Here is an 18,722-nt window from a genome sequence, read left to right on the forward strand (position 1 = left end):
CCCTCCTTCTGCGCTTACGCTTGTTGCCCCAGCGTGATCCCTACCGATTGAACCGTAATCCCTGCGGCGGTTAATGAACTGCGGATTTTACCAGCGAATTCGACCGCATGAATGCCGTCACCATGAATACAAATCGTATCCGCTTGGATGTCCACATCGACGTTCTGCTGCGACATCACTTTGCCTTCGGCAACCATCCGAATGACCTGTTTCACCGATTGCTCCTCATCCGTAATCAGAGCGTCCGGCAAACGGCGCGAGGTGAGCGAACCGTCGGATTGGTAAGTCCGGTCGGAGAATACTTCGCTCGCTGTGCGCAACCCGGCTTTTTTCCCGGCTTTGATCAACTCGCTGCCAGCAAGACCAAACAGAATCAACTCCGGATCTACCTTATATACTGCTTCGGCGATCGCCTCCGCCAAACCGGCGTTCCGTGCCGCCATGTTATACAAGGAACCATGGGCTTTGACATGCTGCAGCTTGGCCCCTTGCGCGCGTACAAATCCCCACAGCGCACCAATCTGATACACCACGATGTCATAAGCCTCTTGCGGAGACAGGTCCATATCGCGACGGCCAAATCCAACCAAATCCTGCAGCCCAGGATGTGCTCCTAAAGCCACTCCATGATCCAATGCCAGCTTCACGGTCTGGCGCATCGTCGCCGGGTCGCCGGCATGGAAACCGCAAGCGATGTTCGCGGAGGTGACGAATTTCAACACCTCGTTGTCTCTGCCCAGCTTATAAGCGCCAAAGCTCTCGCCCATATCACAGTTCAAATCCACTACGTTATTCATGCTGATGCTCCTCTCGCAATTCATTAATAGGATTAATTCATGACATTAACTATGAAACACGCCAGCCTCAAACGGCAGAATGAACAACGGAAGCCAATTCCTCCGTTTTCTGCCGGTTGAGGCTACATGCTTTAGATTTGCCAGTTGTTTTTCTCTTCTGCGGACAGTTTGCGCAGCGAAGCCAGATCGGCCAGTTCCACCTGCTCCTTCGGAACCACGGCCCGTTTCGGAAAGACCACAGGCGGCGCAGGTTTGGTGGCGTCTACAATCACGGCGCTGGACATACGCGGCGTATTCTTGCCTTCGGCGTTGTACTCCCAGTTCGTCGGAAGCAAACCGCCGGGACCGTTCCAACGCGGGATGACCAGCAAATCGCGCTCCGCATCAAACCGCGTGCCAATCGCCCAAGCGACCTCTTCCCCGTTAAACACGTCGATGTCCTCGTCCACGACGACGATATGACGCAAATTCTCCGGCTCGGTGTTAAGCGCTGCAAAAGCCGCTTTTTTTACGTCCGCATCCTTTTCCTTCTGAATCGACAAATAACAGTTCATCCGGGCGTAGAAAGGAACGTTTACCGTCTTGAGACCCGGTACGATTTTCTTCACTGTATGATAAATGCTGCCGGAACGCGGCACTCCGCCCACAACCAAATGCTCTCGACCGGAAGCGACGATATCTTGGAAGATCGCATGATTCCGGTATGTAATGCGTTTGATGCGGATCGTAGGTACCGAACCTCCGCCGAGATAATGGCCCGGCCATTCGCCGAACGGCCCCTCGCTGTGATCGTTATCCGGCAAAATCTCGCCTTCCAGAATGATCTCGGCATGCGCCGGGACGAGCAGATCGGACGTGTCCGCTTGCACCAGCTCCAAGGGTTCGCCCATTAACGCGCCAGCCGCTTCATATTCGCCACCGATCCCTTGAACCCGGGAAACCGCTCCCATGATAAAGCCGGGATGGTGACCTAGTGCGATCGCAATCGGAGCCGGCTTGCCTTGTTTTTTGTACTTTTTATAAATCAATCCGCCGTGGTGCGCACCAAGGAACCACACGCCCATGTCGCGTTCGTTGAAGATTTGGTGACGATAGATCCCAGCATTAATCAGCCCGGAATCCGGGTCGCGGATAATCATCACACCTGCCGACAAGTATGGCCCGCCATCCATCTCGTTGTGCACGGGAATCGGCAGCTTGGACAGGTCAACGTCTGCTTCTTCAATCACGTTTTCCTTCACTTTGGCAGCAGTGCGGTCTACGACCACCGGTTCAATCGGTTGCTGCAATTTCTCGCCATATACCCGTGGAATGTCCTGGACCTCACATCCCAAGTAGAGGGCGACGCGCTCGTACGAGGTCAACAGGTTGGAAATGCACGCCATTTGCGCGCCCTTCACCTTGTTGAACAACAAGGCAGGGTATTCGCCTTTCTCCGCCAATGCCGCAGCATAGGCGGTAATGCCAAAACGCGGATCAACCTCCGTGTCGACAAGCTTGACGCTATTCACATCAAATTGCGTTAATTGCCCGAGATAGGTTCTTAAATCTTTGGCCATGAGCAGATCGCCTTCTTTCTGTATTATCGTCGGTCGTGAAATAAATCGGGCGAAAACACACGGTCATCCACGCGTTTTTCACCCGATCTTTATATGTCTTAAGGAAGTAACGAGAGGTCAACCGTATCTTCAAACGGGATTTCTTTATCGATGACGCCTGCCTCGATTTGTGTCCTCGTGACATTCTTCGCGCCTTCCTCAGTTACCTTAAGTCCTGCCGGCACTTTCGCCAGCTGATTTTTAACTGCCGTCTCCATGACGGCGGCTGGAATTTGGTCGAACTCTTGCAGCATTGCATCTACTGCGGAGGCCGGATCCTTCTGCACGCGCTCATTCACTTCATTGCTGACTTGAAGGAACCGCTTCATCGCATCCTGATTTTTCTCAACCCAATCCGTTTTCGCCATGACGGTAATTCCGGCAAAATCATACGGCGGATCGTACAGCACCCGGTAGTTCCCGGTAGCTAACATTTGCGAAATCGTAGGCTCGGACACCATACCGCCAGCAGCTTTGCCGCTTTCGATTGCGGCCAGCATCGTAGCGCCGCTGCCGCCATTGATGATTTGTACATCTTTGTCCGGGTCGATATTGGCCGCTTTCAAGCCTTCACGCAGCCCTGTGTCGGACAAGCTGCCTACCTTGGTTACAGCCAGCGTCGTTCCCTTCAAATCTTCCAGCTTCTGATACGGAGCATCATTCTTCACGACCAACGAATAACCAACGCCATTGTAAATTTCGCCGTAAGCTTTCACGCCAAGGCCGTTCTTTTGTTGTCTTAATACATGCTCATAAGAACCCAATACGATGTCCAAGCTACCGCCAACCAAGGCTTGTACCATGTCCGCGCCGGACGTGAAGCTTTGCTTCTCGATCGTAATTCCGGCTTTCTCGTAAGAGCCATCATTAATCCCAATTTGCGCGATAATCGGCGTCATGCCGCCGCCCACCAGACCTACGCGAATCTTGACGTTTTCCGTTTGAGTTGCATTGCTGTCTCCTTCGTTGGTTCCTGTTGCCGCATTGCCGGCGCCTCCGTTATTACCTGCAGGAGCCGCATTGTTGTTGTTTCCGCAGGCGCTGACCAAAGCCATCGTCAAAACGAGCAGCGTTGCCAGAAGCATTTTTGTTTTTTTCATGTGATTCCCCTCCTTGAATAATTGCTTTCTTTCTAAATTTATGGTTGCTCCACGTTTATTTCATGGGATGAAATAATTTGGAGTTCAGCCCTTAACGGTATTTCAGCAACCGCCGTTCGACCTGAACGATAATTTGTTCCAAAACAACGGCGATAATCATGATGAGGACAAGGCCTGTAAAAATACCTGTCGTATCCAGCATGTTGGACGAATACGTGATGTAATATCCAAGCCCTCGGTTGGAGCCAACCAACTCGGCGATCACGGACCCGATCAAAGCCATGCCGATATTCAGCCGCAAGCTGGTTAGAATCCAAACCGTAATCGATGGAAGCACGACCCAGCGAAGCTTATGCGTCCATTTCGCCTTAAACGTGCTCATCATATCCATCAAGTCTTTGTCGATGTTGCGTACACCTTCATAAGCATTGTAAAAAGCTACGAAAATAACCATCGCTACAACCATCAGAATCTTCGAGGTCATCCCGATCCCAAACCAAACGATAAAGAGCGGTGCCAGTGATACCCGGGGCAAGCTGTACAATGCCATGATGTACGGATACACCCATTTTTGAAAAATCCCACTGAACGCGAGCAGAATCCCCAGCAATGTACCTCCAAGCATCCCGATAATGAGACCTACGATGGATTCCTGCAGCGTAATGCTCATGTGGAACCATAGATCCCCGCTTGCGGTCATGTCGATAATCCGCTTAATAATCAGGGACGGCTTGCTCAGCCAAAAAGAATTAAACGCCGTACCCGATAGCAGCTCCCATAATCCGATAATGACGATAAATACGACCAATCTGCCAATCCATACGGTGGTGCTGCGATTCCCGCGTCCAGCCTTAGGGGAAGGAGAGCTTGCCGATGGTGCCGATGTTTTTGTTGCCATATTGATGATTCCTCCTCTCCTATTCCCCGTCAGACATTTGGGCCCAAATTTCTTTCTGCAGCTCCTTGAACTGGGGATCAAATCGGATGTCGTAAAATGGGCGCGGCCGCTGCAAGTTCACTTTAAACTCCGCTTTGATTCGTCCCGGCCGGGAGGTCATCACGATCACCCGGTCAGAAAGTGCAATCGCCTCTTCGATATCGTGGGTGATAAAGAGCACGCTTTTGCCGACATTTTCCCATAGCTGCAGGAATTCTTCCCCAATCTTCACCCGGGTTTGCGCATCGAGCGGTCCAAACGGCTCGTCCATCAAATAAATTTCGGGGTCGTAAGCGAAGGTCCGCGCCAGGGCTACCCGCTTGCGCATCCCGCCCGATAGCTCCTTCGGATGGTAACTGCTGAAGCCATCAAGTCCAACCATTTTCAACAACCGGTTCGCTTCTTCCAGTTGCTTGTCTTTCACGAGCCCTTTGATTTCTAAAGGTAGACGCACATTGTCGATGACGCTTTTCCACGGGAGCAACGCATCGTTTTGAAACACCATTCCGACCTGGCTTGGCACGCCCTGGATTTCCTGACCATCCAAAAAGGCATGGCCGCCGGCCGGCTTCAGTAACCCGGACACCACCTTCAGCAAGGTCGATTTTCCACAGCCGCTCGGACCTACAACAGATACGAACTCGCCGTCTTCCACCTTGAGCTGAACGTTCTCCAAGGCAACGGTGCGTTGGCCCTTGGATTCGTATTCAACGCGCAAATCCCGAATTTCGAGTTTTGGATGGCTTTTGTTCTCCATCATTCATTCCTCCATACTGAATTTTCCATTCCTGCCGGTCTGATTATGCATGCCGGTCCAAGTCCCTGATCAGAATTTGCGCCCCGAAACCTCCAGCTGATTTAGACCCTCTCGCAGCGTTTGGATTGAGAGTTCCCGCTCGATCATTTGCTGCTGTGCCTCTTCCAAAGTGATCTTCCGGAATCGCACCCGAGCCCCTAAGCTGGCCTGTGCTAGCAGCGGCAAATCTACACTCGCGACTTGCGCAATTTTAGGATATCCTCCGGTTGTTTGGCGATCCGCCATCAAAATGATTGGGTTCCCGTCAGGTGGTACCTGCACAGTTCCCACCGTCACGGCCGAGGAGATCATCTCTTTCGATTGCTCCAGCTTTAACTCCCGGCCTTTGAAACGGTAACCCATCCGGTCGGACTGCGGCAAAACCGCAAATTCCTCTTGCCATAAATCGTGACGGCTGGATTCTTGGAACAATTCGTATTCTTCTCCAGGAATCAGCTGCACGGTTGGATTTGCAGCATATTTCGGAAGCATCTGCGGAAAGACCGCCCATCGGCTGACCGCACCGCTATCCTTGCTCGCCTCTCTGGCGAGTAAACCAAGAAAATGGGAGCCAAGCGGACTGATTTCCCCCAGCGTCAACCGGTCGCCGGCTGCAAGCGCCCGGCCTTCATAACCGCCGATGCCTGCCCGCAAATAGGTCGAACGGCTGTTCATCTGAACCGGAACATCGATGCCGCCCCCCACCGCCAGGTATGCGCGGCAGCCTAGCTTAGCCGGACCGAAGGTCAGCGTACTTCCCTTAGGCGCCAGAACGGTTCTCCATAACGGAACGGGTACACCGTTCAGCTTAGGGGATAAATCACCTCCACAAAGCGAGATCAGCGTCGTTTGCTCGAAGTGGATTACGGGACCCAGCAGCGTAATTTCGAGCCCGGCCTCACCTTCCGCATTCCCAACCAGTAAGTTCGCAATGCGTAGGGCGAATGCATCCATGGCACCGCCAACGATCACACCATACTTCTGGACACCAAACCTTCCCAAATCCTGAACCGTGGTCAACAATCCGGGCTTTTCGATCAAGAGACTCATCGCTCCAACTCCTCCCATGCTTCAAATTGTTCACGGGTGATCGAGTAAAAGCGGACGATATCTCCCGCCTGCAGTAAGGTTGGCGGCATTTGCTGAGGCTTAAATAATTCGATTGGAGTTTTACCGATTAACTGCCAGCCGCCAGGAGTGTCTATCGGATAAACTCCCGTCTGATCTCCGGCAATCCCAACGGTTCCGGCCGGAATGGACAAGCGAGGTGTTTCCCGGCGCGGGGTGGCAATGAGTTTGGACATTCCTCCCAAATACGCGAAGCCAGGAGCAAAACCAAGCATATAAACCAGATAATCCGCGGATGTATGAATGTTGATCACATCTTGAGGTGTTAGTCCATTGCGGAAGGCTACCGTTTCTAGATCCGGGCCCCACTCTCCTCCATAGCAAACGGGAATTTCAATGATTCTGGCTGGTGATGCATTAACGTCTCGCAGTGTGTGAAGCAACTCGGTCACAAGCTCTTCAGCTAACTGGTATGGGGTCAGTGTGCGAGCCTGGTCCTCCTGCTTCTCAGCTTCTTCCAAGAGCTTCATAACGTCATAATATATGGTTACCGACGTAAAAGCCGGAACGGTCTCGATCATCCAAGGAAAAGGGTGATGCTCCAAATGTTCCGCCAACTGCCTTACCTTTACATGTGTACTTTTTTGAATTGAATCACCAAACGTCACAATCAACGCCGAATCTCCGAGTGGAGTGATGACGGGAAACTCAGCAGGTGACGGAGAAAAAGTCATGTCCATCCTCCCATCCGAATTTCGGACTCTCTATACCGATTTACGAATTTTTTTGCATAAGATCATTTTGTTAGTTAATTCTAGAAAAATCAAGATTTTTTCCGTTAAAGCGTTAATGACATAACAAGTTTTTAATACTGTTCCGAAATTCGGATCACATCATCCGAAAATCGAATGCCAATATATACGATCATTATAGTCGGGATTGGGTAAAAATCAAGCATTATTTTCCGTTAGCGTTTTTGGTTTTCAACAATCTTCCATTCGTTGTATACTAATACAGAATGAACTAGAGGCCATGCAGGAGGCATAACGTGCAAAAGAATACAAAACACAAGAACAAAACCGTGGTCAGGTCCATGGATCTGCTTCAGTTATTCCTGACCCACCCCAAGCTGAATATCAGTGAAATGGCCAAGTTATCAGGAATCCCTAAAACTTCAGTGCTGCGCATGATCGGATCATTGGAAGAAATGGGATTTTTAAAAAAAGATGCGGAAGGCTCTTATTCGCTAGGTCTACTCTTTCTTCAGTACGGCAATTTGGTAGCTGAGCGGTTAGACATTCGCCATATCGCCTTGCCGGTCATGCAGCAGTTACGCGATGAAATTCAGAATGCCATTCATCTCGTGCTGCGCGACGGGAACGAAAGCATTTATATCGAGAAGCTGGATACGGATCACCCCGTACGGCTATTCACCAAAATCGGACGGAAAGCCCCGCTGTATGCCGGCGCTTCATCCCGCATTATTTTAGCTTTTATGCCTGAGGCAGAACGCGAGGAGTATCTAGAGGCCACGGAACTGCATCCGATTGCCTCCGGCACGATCACCGACAAAGCGCAACTGCGTCAGATCCTGGAGCGTTCCCGTCAGGAAGGCTACAGCTTTAGCCGTTCTGAATTGGAGAACTACACGGCAGAGTTAAGCGCTCCAATCTTTGATCATACCGGGCAAATTATCGCAGCACTCAGCGCTGCAGGTTTGGAGGTCCAGTTTGAGGAAGAACGCATTCCTGAACTGGTCAAGGAAGTACAGCAAGCAGCCAACGAAATTTCTCGCAAATTAGGTTGTACCCAGCCCATACCGGTTGCGGTGAGCCAATAATTCATATTTGAAAAAGAACAAGCCCGTCCCGGCGACTGCCGGAGACGGGCTTTGAAGTAATGAACGTTTATTCATGTTGGAGTAAAGTGGCCTGACCTTCAATGATCACGACCTCCGGTTCAGGAACAAAACCATAATGCCGATCAAAGGCGTCCTGTACATGACGAATTAATTCAATGACATCCGCCGCGGTCGCCCCACCCACATTTTGAATCACATTGCCGTGAACGGGCGAAATCCGGGCATTGCCGCGCTGAACCCCTTTTAAGTTGAGACGGTCCGCTAGTGCACCAATCGGCTCGCCAACGGAATAGTTATTTTTGAACACCGATCCGCAGGAAGGATACGAGAAATGCATCTTCCCTACGCGGTCCTGAATGATTTTTCGCATCGGAGTTAGCTTAGGGTCTTTTTCCCCTGTCCCTTCCTTCGCCTCCAGCCATGTGATGAAGTGCGAAGCAAACTCCGGTAATCGATGAGATGGCAGTTTTCCTTCCTGAAGCGCAGCCAGCTCCGGGATCGACGTCAAAGCGGTAGCCTGAGTGGTTGAACTGAGCTTAAACTCAGCGCCAACGATGAACCAGCGGGTTCGATTGCGTTGGAACACCGATTGTTTATACCCAAATTCGCACGCCTCGCGGCTGATGGTTTGAATGGTGCCGGGCTGCCTACAATCGATATAATGAACATTGACCAACGTATCGCTGATATGACGGTCAAAATATTTGGCATTCATATAAATCCCACCGCCCACCGTTCCCGGCAGCAAAAAGGTAAAATCAAAATCAGCAATCCCCAATCCATATCCGATCACGGCCAACATCGACATCGGCACCCCAGCCGAGACGTAAAGCCGATCGCCCTCGAGCTTCACCTCAACCATTTCCCGAGTTGTCAGAAACAATGCATCGGGATCCGGCTGATCGGGAAACAGCAAATTGGATCCTCCGCCAAAAAAGATCGGTGATATGCCGCGGCGATACGCCAATTCCAGCAACTCTTGCAACTGCTCTACTGAATGAGGCGTTCCCACAAACCGGGCCTCTCCCCCGATTTCATAAGTCGAATAACGGGACAACGCCTGCTGCGTTCGCAGTCCAGCCAAATTCCAGCTTGTCATACAAAGCCCCTTCCTACCTGCTTCCTAAACAGTAATGTATATTATGTCGTTGGGCGATTTCAGTGTTAATAAATCGTTTCGTGTTTGACGAAAGACAACCAAAAACGGGCTGAAAGAAGAGTCCTTCTTATCAGCCCGTTGTTCATCGCCTCGTCCGAGGGCTTAATCCGAAAATTCCACATTGTGATAAACCTGCTGCACGTCCTCCAGATCCTCCAGCGCGTCGATCAACTTCTCGAACTGCGCTTCCACTTCCTTGCTCGGCAAAGTGACATAGTTTTGAGGCAGCATCGTCAGTTCCGCTACCGTAAACTCCGTAACCCCGGAGTTCTTGAGCGCTTCTTGAACGGCATGGAATTGATCGGGTTCGGCATATACGATCACCGACTCGTCCTCTTCGATGATATCCCGCACCTCAAGATCGGCTTCCATCAAGATTTCAAACACTTCATCAATCGATTTGCCTTCCATCCCGATGACGGCTGTTTCGTCAAACATATAAGAAACCGATCCGCTTACGCCCATGTTTCCGCCGTTCTTGTTAAATGCGGAGCGTACTTCTGGTGCAGTACGGTTTACGTTATTCGTTAATGTATCTACAATGACCATCGCGCCGTTAGGGCCAAAGCCTTCATAACGCAACTCTTGATATACTTCATCCGTAGCGCCCTTCGCCTTATCGAGAGCCCGGTCAATGATCGCTTTCGGTACATTGTACGTTTTCGCCCGTTCAAGAACGACCTTCAAAGCGCGGTTCGATTCCGGATCCGGCTCGCCTTTCTTGGCGGCAACATAAATCTCAACGCCGAACTTCGCGTAGATTCGACTAGTGTTCGCGTCTTTCGAAGCCTTTTTCTCTTTAATATTATTCCATTTGCGGCCCATACTCTTCCCACTTTCTTAATAATCTACCCAACTATTATAACCAACAACTTAGTTGGCGGCAATGAATGCTGTACGCTTAAATGGCTGTGGATGAACCCGCAAGATTGCAAAAATGCCCTATGTGATTCACATAGGGCATTGGATGATACTTCTTTATTCCGATGGCACAGCGCTTGAATCCATAAATACGATTTCCCAGAGATGGCTGTCAGGATCCTGGAAGCTCCAGGTATACATAAAACCATGGTCAACCGGATCGCTGTAAGGCTTCCCGCCCGAGGCGAGCGCTTTGTTCACGATTTCGTCCACTTGGTCACGGCTCTCGGCCGACAAGGCGACGATAACCTCCGATTGGCCCGTGGTATCCGGAATTTCTTTCTTCGTAAACGATTTGAAGTACTCCTCCGTCAGCAGCATGGCGAAAATATTCGGTCCAATCACCAAACAAGCCGCCTTCTCATCGGAAAATTGCGGGTTAAACTCAAAGCCAATAGATTGAAAGAAATTCATCGATCTCTGCAAATCTTTTACGGGAAGGTTTACAAAAATATTACTCAAGCTTACGGCCATCGGATCACCTCGATTTCAAATTTAAACCAATTATACCTGAGGCAACCCTAAATTGCTAGATTACGACTAAATTAGATCATCTTGGTCGTCCAAGATTCACAGTTCCACGTCTCCGTGACAACGTCGCGGTAAAATTCCGGTTCGTGGGAGATTAACAGAATACTGCCTTTGTAGGCTTTAAGCGCACGCTTCAACTCATCCTTGGCATCGACGTCCAAATGGTTTGTTGGTTCGTCGAGCACGAGCAAGTTCGTTTCTCGGTTAATTAGCTTGCACAGGCGTACCTTCGCTTTCTCGCCCCCGCTCAAGACGGCGATTTTGCTTTCGATATGCTTCGTCGTCAGGCCGCATTTCGCTAGAGCAGCACGAACCTCAAACTGCGTAAACGACGGGAACTCGTTCCAGATTTCCTCGATGCACGTATTGTAATTGGCATCCTTCATCTCCTGCTCAAAGTAGCCGATTTCCAGAAGGTCACCGAGATGCACTGAGCCGGAGATTGCCGGAATTTGTCCCAGGATGCTGCGAAGCAGCGTGGTTTTCCCGATACCGTTTGCGCCGACGAGGGCGATTTTTTGCCCGCGTTCCATTCTTAGATTCAGCGGCTTCGATAAAGGTGAGTCGTAACCGATAACCAGGTCCTTCGTTTCAAAAATCAACTTGCCAGATGTCCGAGCATCTTTGAAATTAAATTGCGGTTTCGGTTTTTCCTTCGCCAACTCGATAATTTCCATCTTGTCCAGCTTCTTCTGGCGAGACATCGCCATGTTCCGCGTTGCCACGCTCGCCTTGTTGCGTGCCACGAAGTCTTTGAGATCGGCGATCTCCTGTTGCTGGCGTTTGTATGCCGACTCTAACTGCTGTTTTTTTGCCTCATACACCTGCAAGAAGTTATCATAATCACCGACGTAACGGTTCAGCTCTTGATTTTCCATGTGGTAAATCAGGTTGATGACGCTATTCAGGAACGGGATATCGTGCGAAATGAGAATAAACGCGTTCTCATATTCTTGCAAATACCGCTTCAGCCATTCGATATGCTGCTCGTCCAAATAGTTGGTAGGTTCGTCTAGCAGCAGAATGTCTGGTTTCTCCAGTAAGAGCTTGGCCAACAATACCTTCGTCCGCTGACCCCCGCTGAGGTCGTTAACGTCTCTTTCGAGCCCGATATCCGTCAAGCCCAAGCCCCGAGCGGTTTCCTCAATCTTGGCATCGATGAGATAGAAATCCTGATTCGTGAGCGTGTCTTGAATCGTACCTACGTCCTCCAGCAGCTGCTCCAACTCTTCCGGCGACACATCCCCCATTTTGGCGTACATCTCGTTCATTTCCTGTTCCAAATCGAACAGATATTGAAACGCCCCGCGCAGTACGTCGCGGATCGTCATTCCTTTCTCCAGCACGGCATGCTGATCGAGATAGCCAACGCGTGTGCGTCTAGCCCACTCGATTTTGCCTTCGTCCGGCTGCAGCTTGCCCGTAATGATGTTCATGAACGTCGATTTACCTTCACCGTTGGCCCCCACTAAGCCAACATGCTCGCCTTTTAACAAGCGAAAGGATACATCGTTAAAAATAGCCCGGTCCCCAAATCCGTGACTCAGCCGCTCTACATTTAAAATACTCATGGAGATTTAACACCTTTTCTATATGAATTATGGTTAAAAACATTCGGATGGTTATCAAAGGGTACACTCGACCTATTATACTGGTTAAGCAGGGTAAAGCTCAATACGGCGGGGAAATTTAGTAGAAAAAAGCGCCGTCCCGAAAGTTCTTCGGGCGACGCCTGCGAAAATGATTTAAAAACCTAAAATTTCGTCGATCTTGCGCAACTCCTCTTGAGTAAACGACCGATTCGCCAATGCGCCAACCGCATCCTCGATTTGGCTGACTTTGCTGGCGCCGATCAGTGCGGATGTCACTCTACCGTCTCGCAGCACCCAGGCCAAGGCCATTTGCGAGAGCTTCTGCCCTCTTGCGGTGGCCAGTTCGTTCAGCTGCTTGACTTTGGCAATTCGCTCTTCGTTTACGTCCTCCGGACGAAGGAACACGCTAGGACCGGCAGCGCGGGAATCCGGGGCGATTCCGTTCAGGTAGCGGTCGGTCAGGATGCCTTTCTCCAGCGGGGAGAACACGATCGAGCCGATGCCTTCTTCCTCCAAGACATCCAGTAACCCTTCTTCGATCCAGCGGTTCATCATCGAATAGTTCGGCTGATGAATCACCGCCGGGGTGCCCAGCTGTTTTAAGATTCGGGACGCTTCGCGCGTCTCTTCCGGACGATAGTTGGACAACCCCACATACAGTGCTTTCCCTTGTCGTACGATGAGATCAAGCGCGGCCATCGTTTCTTCCAGAGGCGTGTCCGGATCGGGACGATGATGATAGAAAATATCCACATACTCCAGCCCCATTCGCTTCAGGCTTTGATCGAGGCTTGAGACCAGATATTTTTTGGATCCCCATTCCCCATACGGCCCCGGCCACATATAATATCCCGCTTTCGTCGAGATGATCAGCTCATCGCGATACGGACGCAGATCTTCACGCAGCACCCGTCCGAACGTTTCCTCGGCCGAGCCTGGCGGCGGTCCATAGTTGTTCGCTAAATCGAAATGGGTGATCCCGAGGTCGAAGGCTCTGCGCAACATGGCGCGCCCATTCTCGAGCACATCGATGCCCCCAAAATTATGCCATAGGCCCAGTGAAATGGCTGGAAGTTTCAACCCACTCTGGCCCGAACGGTGGTATGTCATCGTTTCGTATCGATTATCAGCTGCTTGATACATTAATGCTTGTCCCTCCTTCAGTCTATATATGTCCAATATAATGCACGGGGAGCGACTTACCTATATCAGCATGGATGATCTCTATGGCATAATGTCTGATTTTTGCCATTGCTCGCGGTAGTCGGAAGGCGAGGTGCCTACCGTTTTTTTGAACATTTTGGAGAACAATAAAGCATCCTGATAACCCACAGAACGCGCCACTTCCGCGATGGAATAATGACCGTTGCGCAGCAGGGCGCAGGCTTTCTCCATTCGATACTTCAGCAAGTATTGCTGAGGCGGCATTCCGGTAGCCCGCTTAAATAAAGACGATAAGTATTTCCGATCCAGACCGACGATCGCAGCCAGCTGGCCGACGCTCATTTCCTCACTATAATGACTGTGCAGAAAATCAAGGCAACGATGAATGTACGCATCCTTGGCTTGCGTCCTTGTCGAATCCGCATCCCCTGATGCAGGGACAAGCTCCACCAGCAGGGTCATAAACTCATACAGCAACGTTTGCAGGCGCAAATCGCTCGTCGTATTCGATTCCTCTGCTTCGTTAAGCAACTCATACAGTTGCGGCATCAAATGCGTATCCATGGGAAATACAGGCGATGCCGGGGTCAACCGGGTACGGCTTAAAATCTCCGCCACCTGTTCCCCGCTGAAGCCGATCCAGGAATACGTCCAAGGGTCCACCTCATCCGCTTGATAGAAGATGACCCGTTCAGGATAAGCAAGAAAAGCTTGCCCGCCGGTCAGCTCGAAGGTTTCTCCCTCAACTTTCACAATCCCTCGTCCTGAATGGATAAAGTGAATTTTGTAGATATCACGGACACCCGGGCCAAAGGAATGAAGCGGAGCGCACCGTTCTTTTCCCCAATAACACAAATACAAGTCCGGCGACTCGCGAAACGGCCGATCCGGATTATAATGAAAAATCGCTCCCATGATCCATCCCTCTTTACTCGCTTCAATTTCGGTAATCTAATCTATTTGAATTAGATTATATCATCGAGTTAGGTTGTATCTAGGACATGGGTTGTTTATAAGACATAGGCTGTTTCTAGTCATACGCTGTTTCTAGCACATACTTTGTTCGATTAGGTATAGTACGGCAATCACCATTAGTAAACATAATATTTATTACGTAAATTAAAATATGATCGCACGACCCCACTCGACTCAATTATTCACGCACTTACTCATCATATAACTGCAAAAATACAGTTTTTATAGGGGCAAATCGCCGTTGCCTCAGAAATTCCTGCAAAAGTGCAGGCTTTTTGCGCCAAATTCCCCCATCTGAGCAATATCGCGAAAAATAACTGTACTTTTGCAGGCTTTGCCCGCAAAATCGAGATATTCTCGAAAATACCTGCACTTTTACAGTTTTCCGCTTCGGGGATAAAACATCTATCGCTGGAGGGCGCCCCCCTCCCTTCATAACAACCAAAAAGCCGGTCCGTCCCCATCTTATCAGGGGTACACCACCGGCTTTTTTCCCATACACCAGTTCTTCAAGAATGTAATTGGTTTTCCACTTCCGCCAATGCCGCTTGGTCCTCGGCTAGATCCTCTTTGGCCCGCTCCATCGGCTCGGGATTCATCCGGCCGTCGGTTTGGGCGATGGCGTTTTCCGCTTTTTCGATCGCATTGCGGGCACCCTCCACCGTTTCTTCACGAGGATGCGATTGAGCTTGGGTTACTGCGCGATGCGCTTTTTTAACCGACTGCTGTGCAAGTGAAATCGGATTTTGAGATTGCATGCTGGAAAATGGATTTTCCATGTTCAGTTCCTCCTCAAGCAATGATGAGGTTAGGATGTGAAACTAAAGCTCAAATCATGCACAATCCATTGGATATCCGCGATGGAACCCCTGAGTTTTCCGGCTCTTTCTTTTTCACTCCCCTCCGGTTCGTGCTACAATAAGTTTTGTTTGGTTTGAAAAACTGTGCATACTGGAGGATTACATTGATGGAAGCTTTCGAGGTACTTCTTGAAAAATACGCCGAATTGGTCATCCGGGTCGGCGTGAATATCCAGCCCGGCCAAAACCTGATGCTGACAGCACCGCTGGAAACGGTGGACTTCACCCGCCTGCTGGTGGCCAAAGCCTACGACGCCGGAGCCAAATACGTCCACGTCGACTGGGAAGACGAGCAAATTACCCGCATCCGCTACGAGCATGCCACGGACGAATCCTTGTCCTACTATCCGCAGTGGCTCGCGGATATGGCGGAACAGTTCGGAGAGGAAGGCGGCGCGATCCTTCGGATTAAGGTACCGGATCCGGAGCTGTTCCGGGGCATCCCTTCAGCCAAGGTGTCTACCGCAGTCAAAGCGGCAGCGAAAGCGCGGGAGAAGCATTCCGCCCAAACACGCAATAACCGGATCACCTGGTCGCTGATCAAAGCACCAACGAAAGCTTGGGCAAACAAAGTGTTTGCCGATTTGCCCGAAGAACAGCGGATCCCGGCCATGTGGGAAGCCGTCTTTCAAATGAACCGCGTTGACCGCGTGGATCCGATAGCCGCCTGGCACGAGCATATCCAGCAGTTGAAAGAACGGCAAGGGCATATGAATGCCAAACGGTACAAAAAGCTGCATTACCGCGCACCGGGCACCGATCTCCAAGTCGAGTTACCCGAAGGCCATCTATGGCTGGGCGGGGGGGATTACAATGCGGCGGGGAACTATTTTGTCGCCAATATGCCGACGGAGGAAATCTATTCGATGCCGCACCGTACCGGGGTGAACGGGACCGTAGCCAGCACAATGCCGCTGAATTTGAACGGCCAACTTGTCGAAGGCTTAACGCTGACGTTCAAGGATGGTAAAGTCGTAAGTTTCGACGCCAAATCCGGACGGGAGCATATGGAAAACCTGCTCCAAACAGACGAGGGAGCCAATTATCTCGGTGAAATCGCCCTGGTGCCGCATGACTCGCCGATCTCAAGACTAAACCGGATCTTTTATAACACCGGGATTGACGAGAACGCATCTTGCCATTTCGCCTTGGGCAGCGCTTATCCGGTAAATATCGAAAACGGCGCCAAGCTAAGCAAAGAAGAGCTGCTCGCTAGAGGAGCCAACGTCAGTCTAACACATGTAGACTTTATGATCGGCTCCGCCGAGCTCAACATTGACGGCGAGCTGGCCGACGGGACGATCGAGCCGGTATTCCGCAACGGGAACTGGGCGTAAGGCGTAGGTCGTAGGGCGTAAACCTTAAACCACACCCTGCTCCAACAAAAAACAGCTCTCCTCCCCGACAAACGGAAAGGAGAGCTATTTCTTATGATTTCATCCCGGTATAGATTTGAATCGCATCCCGCAGGAACTCAGCCGCACCCGGCTGATCCTTGTCGTAATAAGTTTTAAAGCGCTCATCATCGACGTACATTTGCGCTAGCCCGGCATGGGCTTCCTTGCTGTAATCACTCCAGTAGAACGTCAACCACTGCTTGTGCAAATCTGCGGCCTTCTGCGCAAGTTCACCGGCGGGATCGCCCGTCTTGATGGCTTCGGCTAACGTGGCTTTTACTTCGTTCTCCAGCTGCGTCACCTTTTCGTATTCCTCTTTGGTCATATTCATCAGCTTCCGATTGGATTTCTCCACCGTGTCTACCCCATATTTTTCCCGGATCTCCCGGCCATATTTACGCTCGTTCTCCTCGATCAACTGCTTCTTGAAGCCTTCAAATTTTTCTTGATCTTGCATCGTGATTCTCCCTTCATGCGACGCGATCGTTTTTTCCACATTGGCGATTAATGCGTCGAGTTGCTTGCGTTTGTCAAGGAGTTGATTCCGATGTTCTTTCAGCGCGCGGGTACCGTCGAATCCGGGATCGGTGACGATGGACCGGATATCTTCCAAACTAAGGCCAAGTTCCCGATAGAATAAAATCTGCTGCAGCAGATCGACTTCCCGACGACCGTAAATGCGATATCCCGACGAGTTCGTTCTGGCCGGCTTCAGTAGTCCGATCTCATCGTAATAACGCAGCGTCCGGGTACTGACCCCTGCAAGATTCCCCAGCTTCTGAATGGTGTATTCCACAAGCTCACCTCCTGACAACACTCATGATAAACGTTAACGTAACGTGAAGGTCAAATCTTTTTTCAAGGAAAATTTAGGCCCAGCTCGGACGTGCAGCAACCACCGTTTCCCCAGTAAGCGCCGCCCGTTCAATCATCATTCCGAGATAATGATCCTGTGCAGCTTCCCACAATCCGTAAAACTCAGGCCCGCCTTGAACATACTCACCCATCTTCATCAGGCAGGTCGCAATCGCCAGCTCATCATCATATAATCTAGCCGGCGCAAACGGATTGGTATACAGCCACTGCTCCCCGCAGAGAATACCTTGCAGAAAATATCCCTCCTGGTTCTCCAGCTCGCCCTTATTCACCCGTTTCAGCTCCAGTTGCAGCGGGGTGGTATCTTCCTGCTGAATGAATACCCGCGAATCGAAGATTTCACCGCGTTCGCCGCGGACACAGCAATGATTGGAGCGAATCCAGGAGCGATGCTGATCGCGGGTAAAATCATAGATCCCCAACCGGTCGCCGAAATCAAGCCATGCCAGTTCTCGTAACGAAGGGACGAGCCGATCCTCCGTAGGCGGACCGCTGCGTGTTGGCCCCTGTACCCAACTTGATTCAAACCGCATGGCGCGAATCCGCACTTCCTCAAAAGAAACTCCCAGCAGCCGGCGAATCAGACTGACACCGTGGTATAAATGGGAGATAGAGACGGTTGCTTCGGTAATCCGCCCCAGCCGTCCCGTTTCGATCAACTTGAGTCTGGCCTGCTGGATCGGATGTAAATGATATTGCTCCGCCACCTGGATCTTTGCGCCGCTTTGCCCAAGCTTTGCATACAGCAGTTCGAGTCCCGCAAGGTCGGCTGCCGGCGGGGTTTCCGAGAGGACGGGAATCCCCGTTTCTGCGAGCTGCAGCAGGTAAGGCAGCATCTCCGAGCCGCTCACCGACAGAACCATAAAATCCTGCTGCTCTTGCTGAAGCAGGGCTCTCACCGAGCGGTACGTCCGCACGCCCCATTGCCGCTCCATCGCCAACGCCTTCGCTTCGTCGCGGACGACCAGGCCGCCGATTTGGAACCGATCCGGCATCGCCTTGGCAATCCGTAAATAATATTGGGCACGAAAGCCCGCTCCGCCGATGATGCTAAATGTGATGGCCATGCCAGATTCCCTCCTCCATGATC

The 18,722-nt window shown here is 51.0% G+C and carries 18 protein-coding genes; 2 read left to right on the forward strand and 16 right to left on the reverse strand.

Annotated elements, in window-relative coordinates:
* Positions 1-14: 14 nt before the first annotated feature.
* The 7 genes from ACL02P_RS06790 to pxpB all read right to left on the reverse strand — a co-directional run bounded on the left by ACL02P_RS06790 (position 15) and on the right by pxpB (position 7,036).
* Positions 15-797, reverse strand: a complete 783-nt coding sequence (locus ACL02P_RS06790) for a LamB/YcsF family protein (protein ID WP_260069977.1) — start codon at positions 795-797, stop codon at positions 15-17.
* A 131-nt stretch (positions 798-928) separates the two neighbouring features.
* On the reverse strand, positions 929-2,356 hold the full coding sequence (locus ACL02P_RS06795; protein WP_009223257.1) for a UbiD family decarboxylase: 1,428 nt from the start codon (positions 2,354-2,356) through the stop codon (positions 929-931).
* Between the two features lie 98 nt (positions 2,357-2,454).
* Positions 2,455-3,495: an ABC transporter substrate-binding protein gene (locus tag ACL02P_RS06800; RefSeq protein ID WP_412837000.1), complete on the reverse strand. Its 1,041-nt coding sequence runs from the start codon at positions 3,493-3,495 to the stop codon at positions 2,455-2,457.
* Between the two features lie 91 nt (positions 3,496-3,586).
* Entirely contained in the window at positions 3,587-4,393 is an 807-nt protein-coding gene (locus ACL02P_RS06805; protein ID WP_157273279.1) for an ABC transporter permease, read from the reverse strand.
* 19 nt (positions 4,394-4,412) lie between these two features.
* Positions 4,413-5,192, reverse strand: a complete 780-nt coding sequence (locus tag ACL02P_RS06810; RefSeq protein ID WP_009223254.1) for an ABC transporter ATP-binding protein — start codon at positions 5,190-5,192, stop codon at positions 4,413-4,415.
* A gap of 66 nt (positions 5,193-5,258) precedes the next feature.
* Positions 5,259-6,278 (reverse strand): biotin-dependent carboxyltransferase family protein, encoded by a 1,020-nt coding sequence (locus ACL02P_RS06815; protein ID WP_260069976.1) that lies wholly within the window; start codon positions 6,276-6,278, stop codon positions 5,259-5,261.
* Positions 6,275-7,036, reverse strand: a complete 762-nt coding sequence (gene pxpB, locus ACL02P_RS06820; RefSeq protein WP_009223252.1) for a 5-oxoprolinase subunit PxpB — start codon at positions 7,034-7,036, stop codon at positions 6,275-6,277. The genes ACL02P_RS06815 and pxpB overlap by 4 nt, the downstream gene beginning before the upstream one ends.
* A gap of 308 nt (positions 7,037-7,344) precedes the next feature.
* Between pxpB and ACL02P_RS06825 the strand changes: the two genes are divergently transcribed.
* Complete coding sequence (locus tag ACL02P_RS06825) at positions 7,345-8,136, forward strand: IclR family transcriptional regulator (protein ID WP_412837001.1); 792 nt, start codon at positions 7,345-7,347, stop codon at positions 8,134-8,136.
* A gap of 67 nt (positions 8,137-8,203) precedes the next feature.
* Here the strand turns inward: ACL02P_RS06825 and ACL02P_RS06830 are convergent, their stop codons facing one another.
* The 7 genes from ACL02P_RS06830 to ACL02P_RS06860 form a co-directional block, all read right to left on the reverse strand.
* Positions 8,204-9,256, reverse strand: coding sequence for a UDP-N-acetylmuramate dehydrogenase (locus ACL02P_RS06830; protein ID WP_009223250.1), 1,053 nt, complete (start codon positions 9,254-9,256; stop codon positions 8,204-8,206).
* 162 nt (positions 9,257-9,418) lie between these two features.
* The gene (locus ACL02P_RS06835; RefSeq protein WP_009223249.1) at positions 9,419-10,141 is read right to left on the reverse strand and encodes a YebC/PmpR family DNA-binding transcriptional regulator; all 723 of its coding nucleotides are present in this window, start codon (positions 10,139-10,141) and stop codon (positions 9,419-9,421) included.
* A 153-nt stretch (positions 10,142-10,294) separates the two neighbouring features.
* Positions 10,295-10,711, reverse strand: a complete 417-nt coding sequence (locus ACL02P_RS06840) for a VOC family protein (RefSeq protein WP_260069974.1) — start codon at positions 10,709-10,711, stop codon at positions 10,295-10,297.
* A gap of 71 nt (positions 10,712-10,782) precedes the next feature.
* The gene (locus tag ACL02P_RS06845; RefSeq protein WP_009223247.1) at positions 10,783-12,339 is read right to left on the reverse strand and encodes an ABC-F family ATP-binding cassette domain-containing protein; all 1,557 of its coding nucleotides are present in this window, start codon (positions 12,337-12,339) and stop codon (positions 10,783-10,785) included.
* A 174-nt stretch (positions 12,340-12,513) separates the two neighbouring features.
* Positions 12,514-13,503, reverse strand: a complete 990-nt coding sequence (gene mgrA, locus ACL02P_RS06850; protein WP_412837002.1) for an L-glyceraldehyde 3-phosphate reductase — start codon at positions 13,501-13,503, stop codon at positions 12,514-12,516.
* A gap of 81 nt (positions 13,504-13,584) precedes the next feature.
* Positions 13,585-14,439 carry an AraC family ligand binding domain-containing protein gene (locus ACL02P_RS06855; protein WP_412837003.1) on the reverse strand — a complete coding sequence of 285 codons (855 nt, stop codon included), beginning with the start codon at positions 14,437-14,439 and terminating at the stop codon, positions 13,585-13,587.
* Positions 14,440-15,008: 569 nt separating this feature from the next.
* On the reverse strand, positions 15,009-15,278 hold the full coding sequence (locus tag ACL02P_RS06860) for a hypothetical protein (protein WP_050769665.1): 270 nt from the start codon (positions 15,276-15,278) through the stop codon (positions 15,009-15,011).
* Positions 15,279-15,466: 188 nt separating this feature from the next.
* On the opposite strand from ACL02P_RS06860, the gene ACL02P_RS06865 reads away from it, so the two are divergent.
* Positions 15,467-16,696: an aminopeptidase gene (locus ACL02P_RS06865; protein ID WP_260069970.1), complete on the forward strand. Its 1,230-nt coding sequence runs from the start codon at positions 15,467-15,469 to the stop codon at positions 16,694-16,696.
* Positions 16,697-16,787: 91 nt separating this feature from the next.
* Here the strand turns inward: ACL02P_RS06865 and ACL02P_RS06870 are convergent, their stop codons facing one another.
* Both ACL02P_RS06870 and ACL02P_RS06875 read right to left on the reverse strand, forming a co-directional pair.
* Positions 16,788-17,552 (reverse strand): MerR family transcriptional regulator, encoded by a 765-nt coding sequence (locus ACL02P_RS06870; RefSeq protein WP_412837004.1) that lies wholly within the window; start codon positions 17,550-17,552, stop codon positions 16,788-16,790.
* A 73-nt stretch (positions 17,553-17,625) separates the two neighbouring features.
* The gene (locus ACL02P_RS06875) at positions 17,626-18,699 is read right to left on the reverse strand and encodes a Gfo/Idh/MocA family protein (protein WP_009223241.1); all 1,074 of its coding nucleotides are present in this window, start codon (positions 18,697-18,699) and stop codon (positions 17,626-17,628) included.
* Positions 18,700-18,722: the final 23 nt, after the last annotated feature.

It is taken from the genome of Paenibacillus sp. MB22_1, assembly GCF_047200555.1.
Classification (GTDB): domain Bacteria; phylum Bacillota; class Bacilli; order Paenibacillales; family Paenibacillaceae; genus Fontibacillus; species Fontibacillus phoenicis.

What these genes read in the sequence shown, in the direction of transcription:
- ACL02P_RS06790 (WP_260069977.1), bottom strand. Translation starts at nt 797, where the DNA reads ATGAATAACGTAGTGGATTTGAACTGTGATATGGGCGAGAGCTTTGGC.
- ACL02P_RS06815 (WP_260069976.1), bottom strand. Translation starts at nt 6,278, where the DNA reads ATGAGTCTCTTGATCGAAAAGCCCGGATTGTTGACCACGGTTCAGGAT.
- mgrA (WP_412837002.1), bottom strand. Translation starts at nt 13,503, where the DNA reads ATGTATCAAGCAGCTGATAATCGATACGAAACGATGACATACCACCGT.
- ACL02P_RS06860 (WP_050769665.1), bottom strand. Translation starts at nt 15,278, where the DNA reads ATGGAAAATCCATTTTCCAGCATGCAATCTCAAAATCCGATTTCACTT.
- ACL02P_RS06845 (WP_009223247.1), bottom strand. Translation starts at nt 12,339, where the DNA reads ATGAGTATTTTAAATGTAGAGCGGCTGAGTCACGGATTTGGGGACCGG.
- ACL02P_RS06795 (WP_009223257.1), bottom strand. Translation starts at nt 2,356, where the DNA reads ATGGCCAAAGATTTAAGAACCTATCTCGGGCAATTAACGCAATTTGAT.
- ACL02P_RS06840 (WP_260069974.1), bottom strand. Translation starts at nt 10,711, where the DNA reads ATGGCCGTAAGCTTGAGTAATATTTTTGTAAACCTTCCCGTAAAAGAT.
- ACL02P_RS06835 (WP_009223249.1), bottom strand. Translation starts at nt 10,141, where the DNA reads ATGGGCCGCAAATGGAATAATATTAAAGAGAAAAAGGCTTCGAAAGAC.
- pxpB (WP_009223252.1), bottom strand. Translation starts at nt 7,036, where the DNA reads ATGGACATGACTTTTTCTCCGTCACCTGCTGAGTTTCCCGTCATCACT.
- ACL02P_RS06855 (WP_412837003.1), bottom strand. Translation starts at nt 14,439, where the DNA reads ATGGGAGCGATTTTTCATTATAATCCGGATCGGCCGTTTCGCGAGTCG.
- ACL02P_RS06810 (WP_009223254.1), bottom strand. Translation starts at nt 5,192, where the DNA reads ATGATGGAGAACAAAAGCCATCCAAAACTCGAAATTCGGGATTTGCGC.
- ACL02P_RS06800 (WP_412837000.1), bottom strand. Translation starts at nt 3,495, where the DNA reads ATGAAAAAAACAAAAATGCTTCTGGCAACGCTGCTCGTTTTGACGATG.
- ACL02P_RS06830 (WP_009223250.1), bottom strand. Translation starts at nt 9,256, where the DNA reads ATGACAAGCTGGAATTTGGCTGGACTGCGAACGCAGCAGGCGTTGTCC.
- ACL02P_RS06805 (WP_157273279.1), bottom strand. Translation starts at nt 4,393, where the DNA reads ATGGCAACAAAAACATCGGCACCATCGGCAAGCTCTCCTTCCCCTAAG.
- ACL02P_RS06865 (WP_260069970.1), top strand. Translation starts at nt 15,467, where the DNA reads ATGGAAGCTTTCGAGGTACTTCTTGAAAAATACGCCGAATTGGTCATC.
- ACL02P_RS06875 (WP_009223241.1), bottom strand. Translation starts at nt 18,699, where the DNA reads ATGGCCATCACATTTAGCATCATCGGCGGAGCGGGCTTTCGTGCCCAA.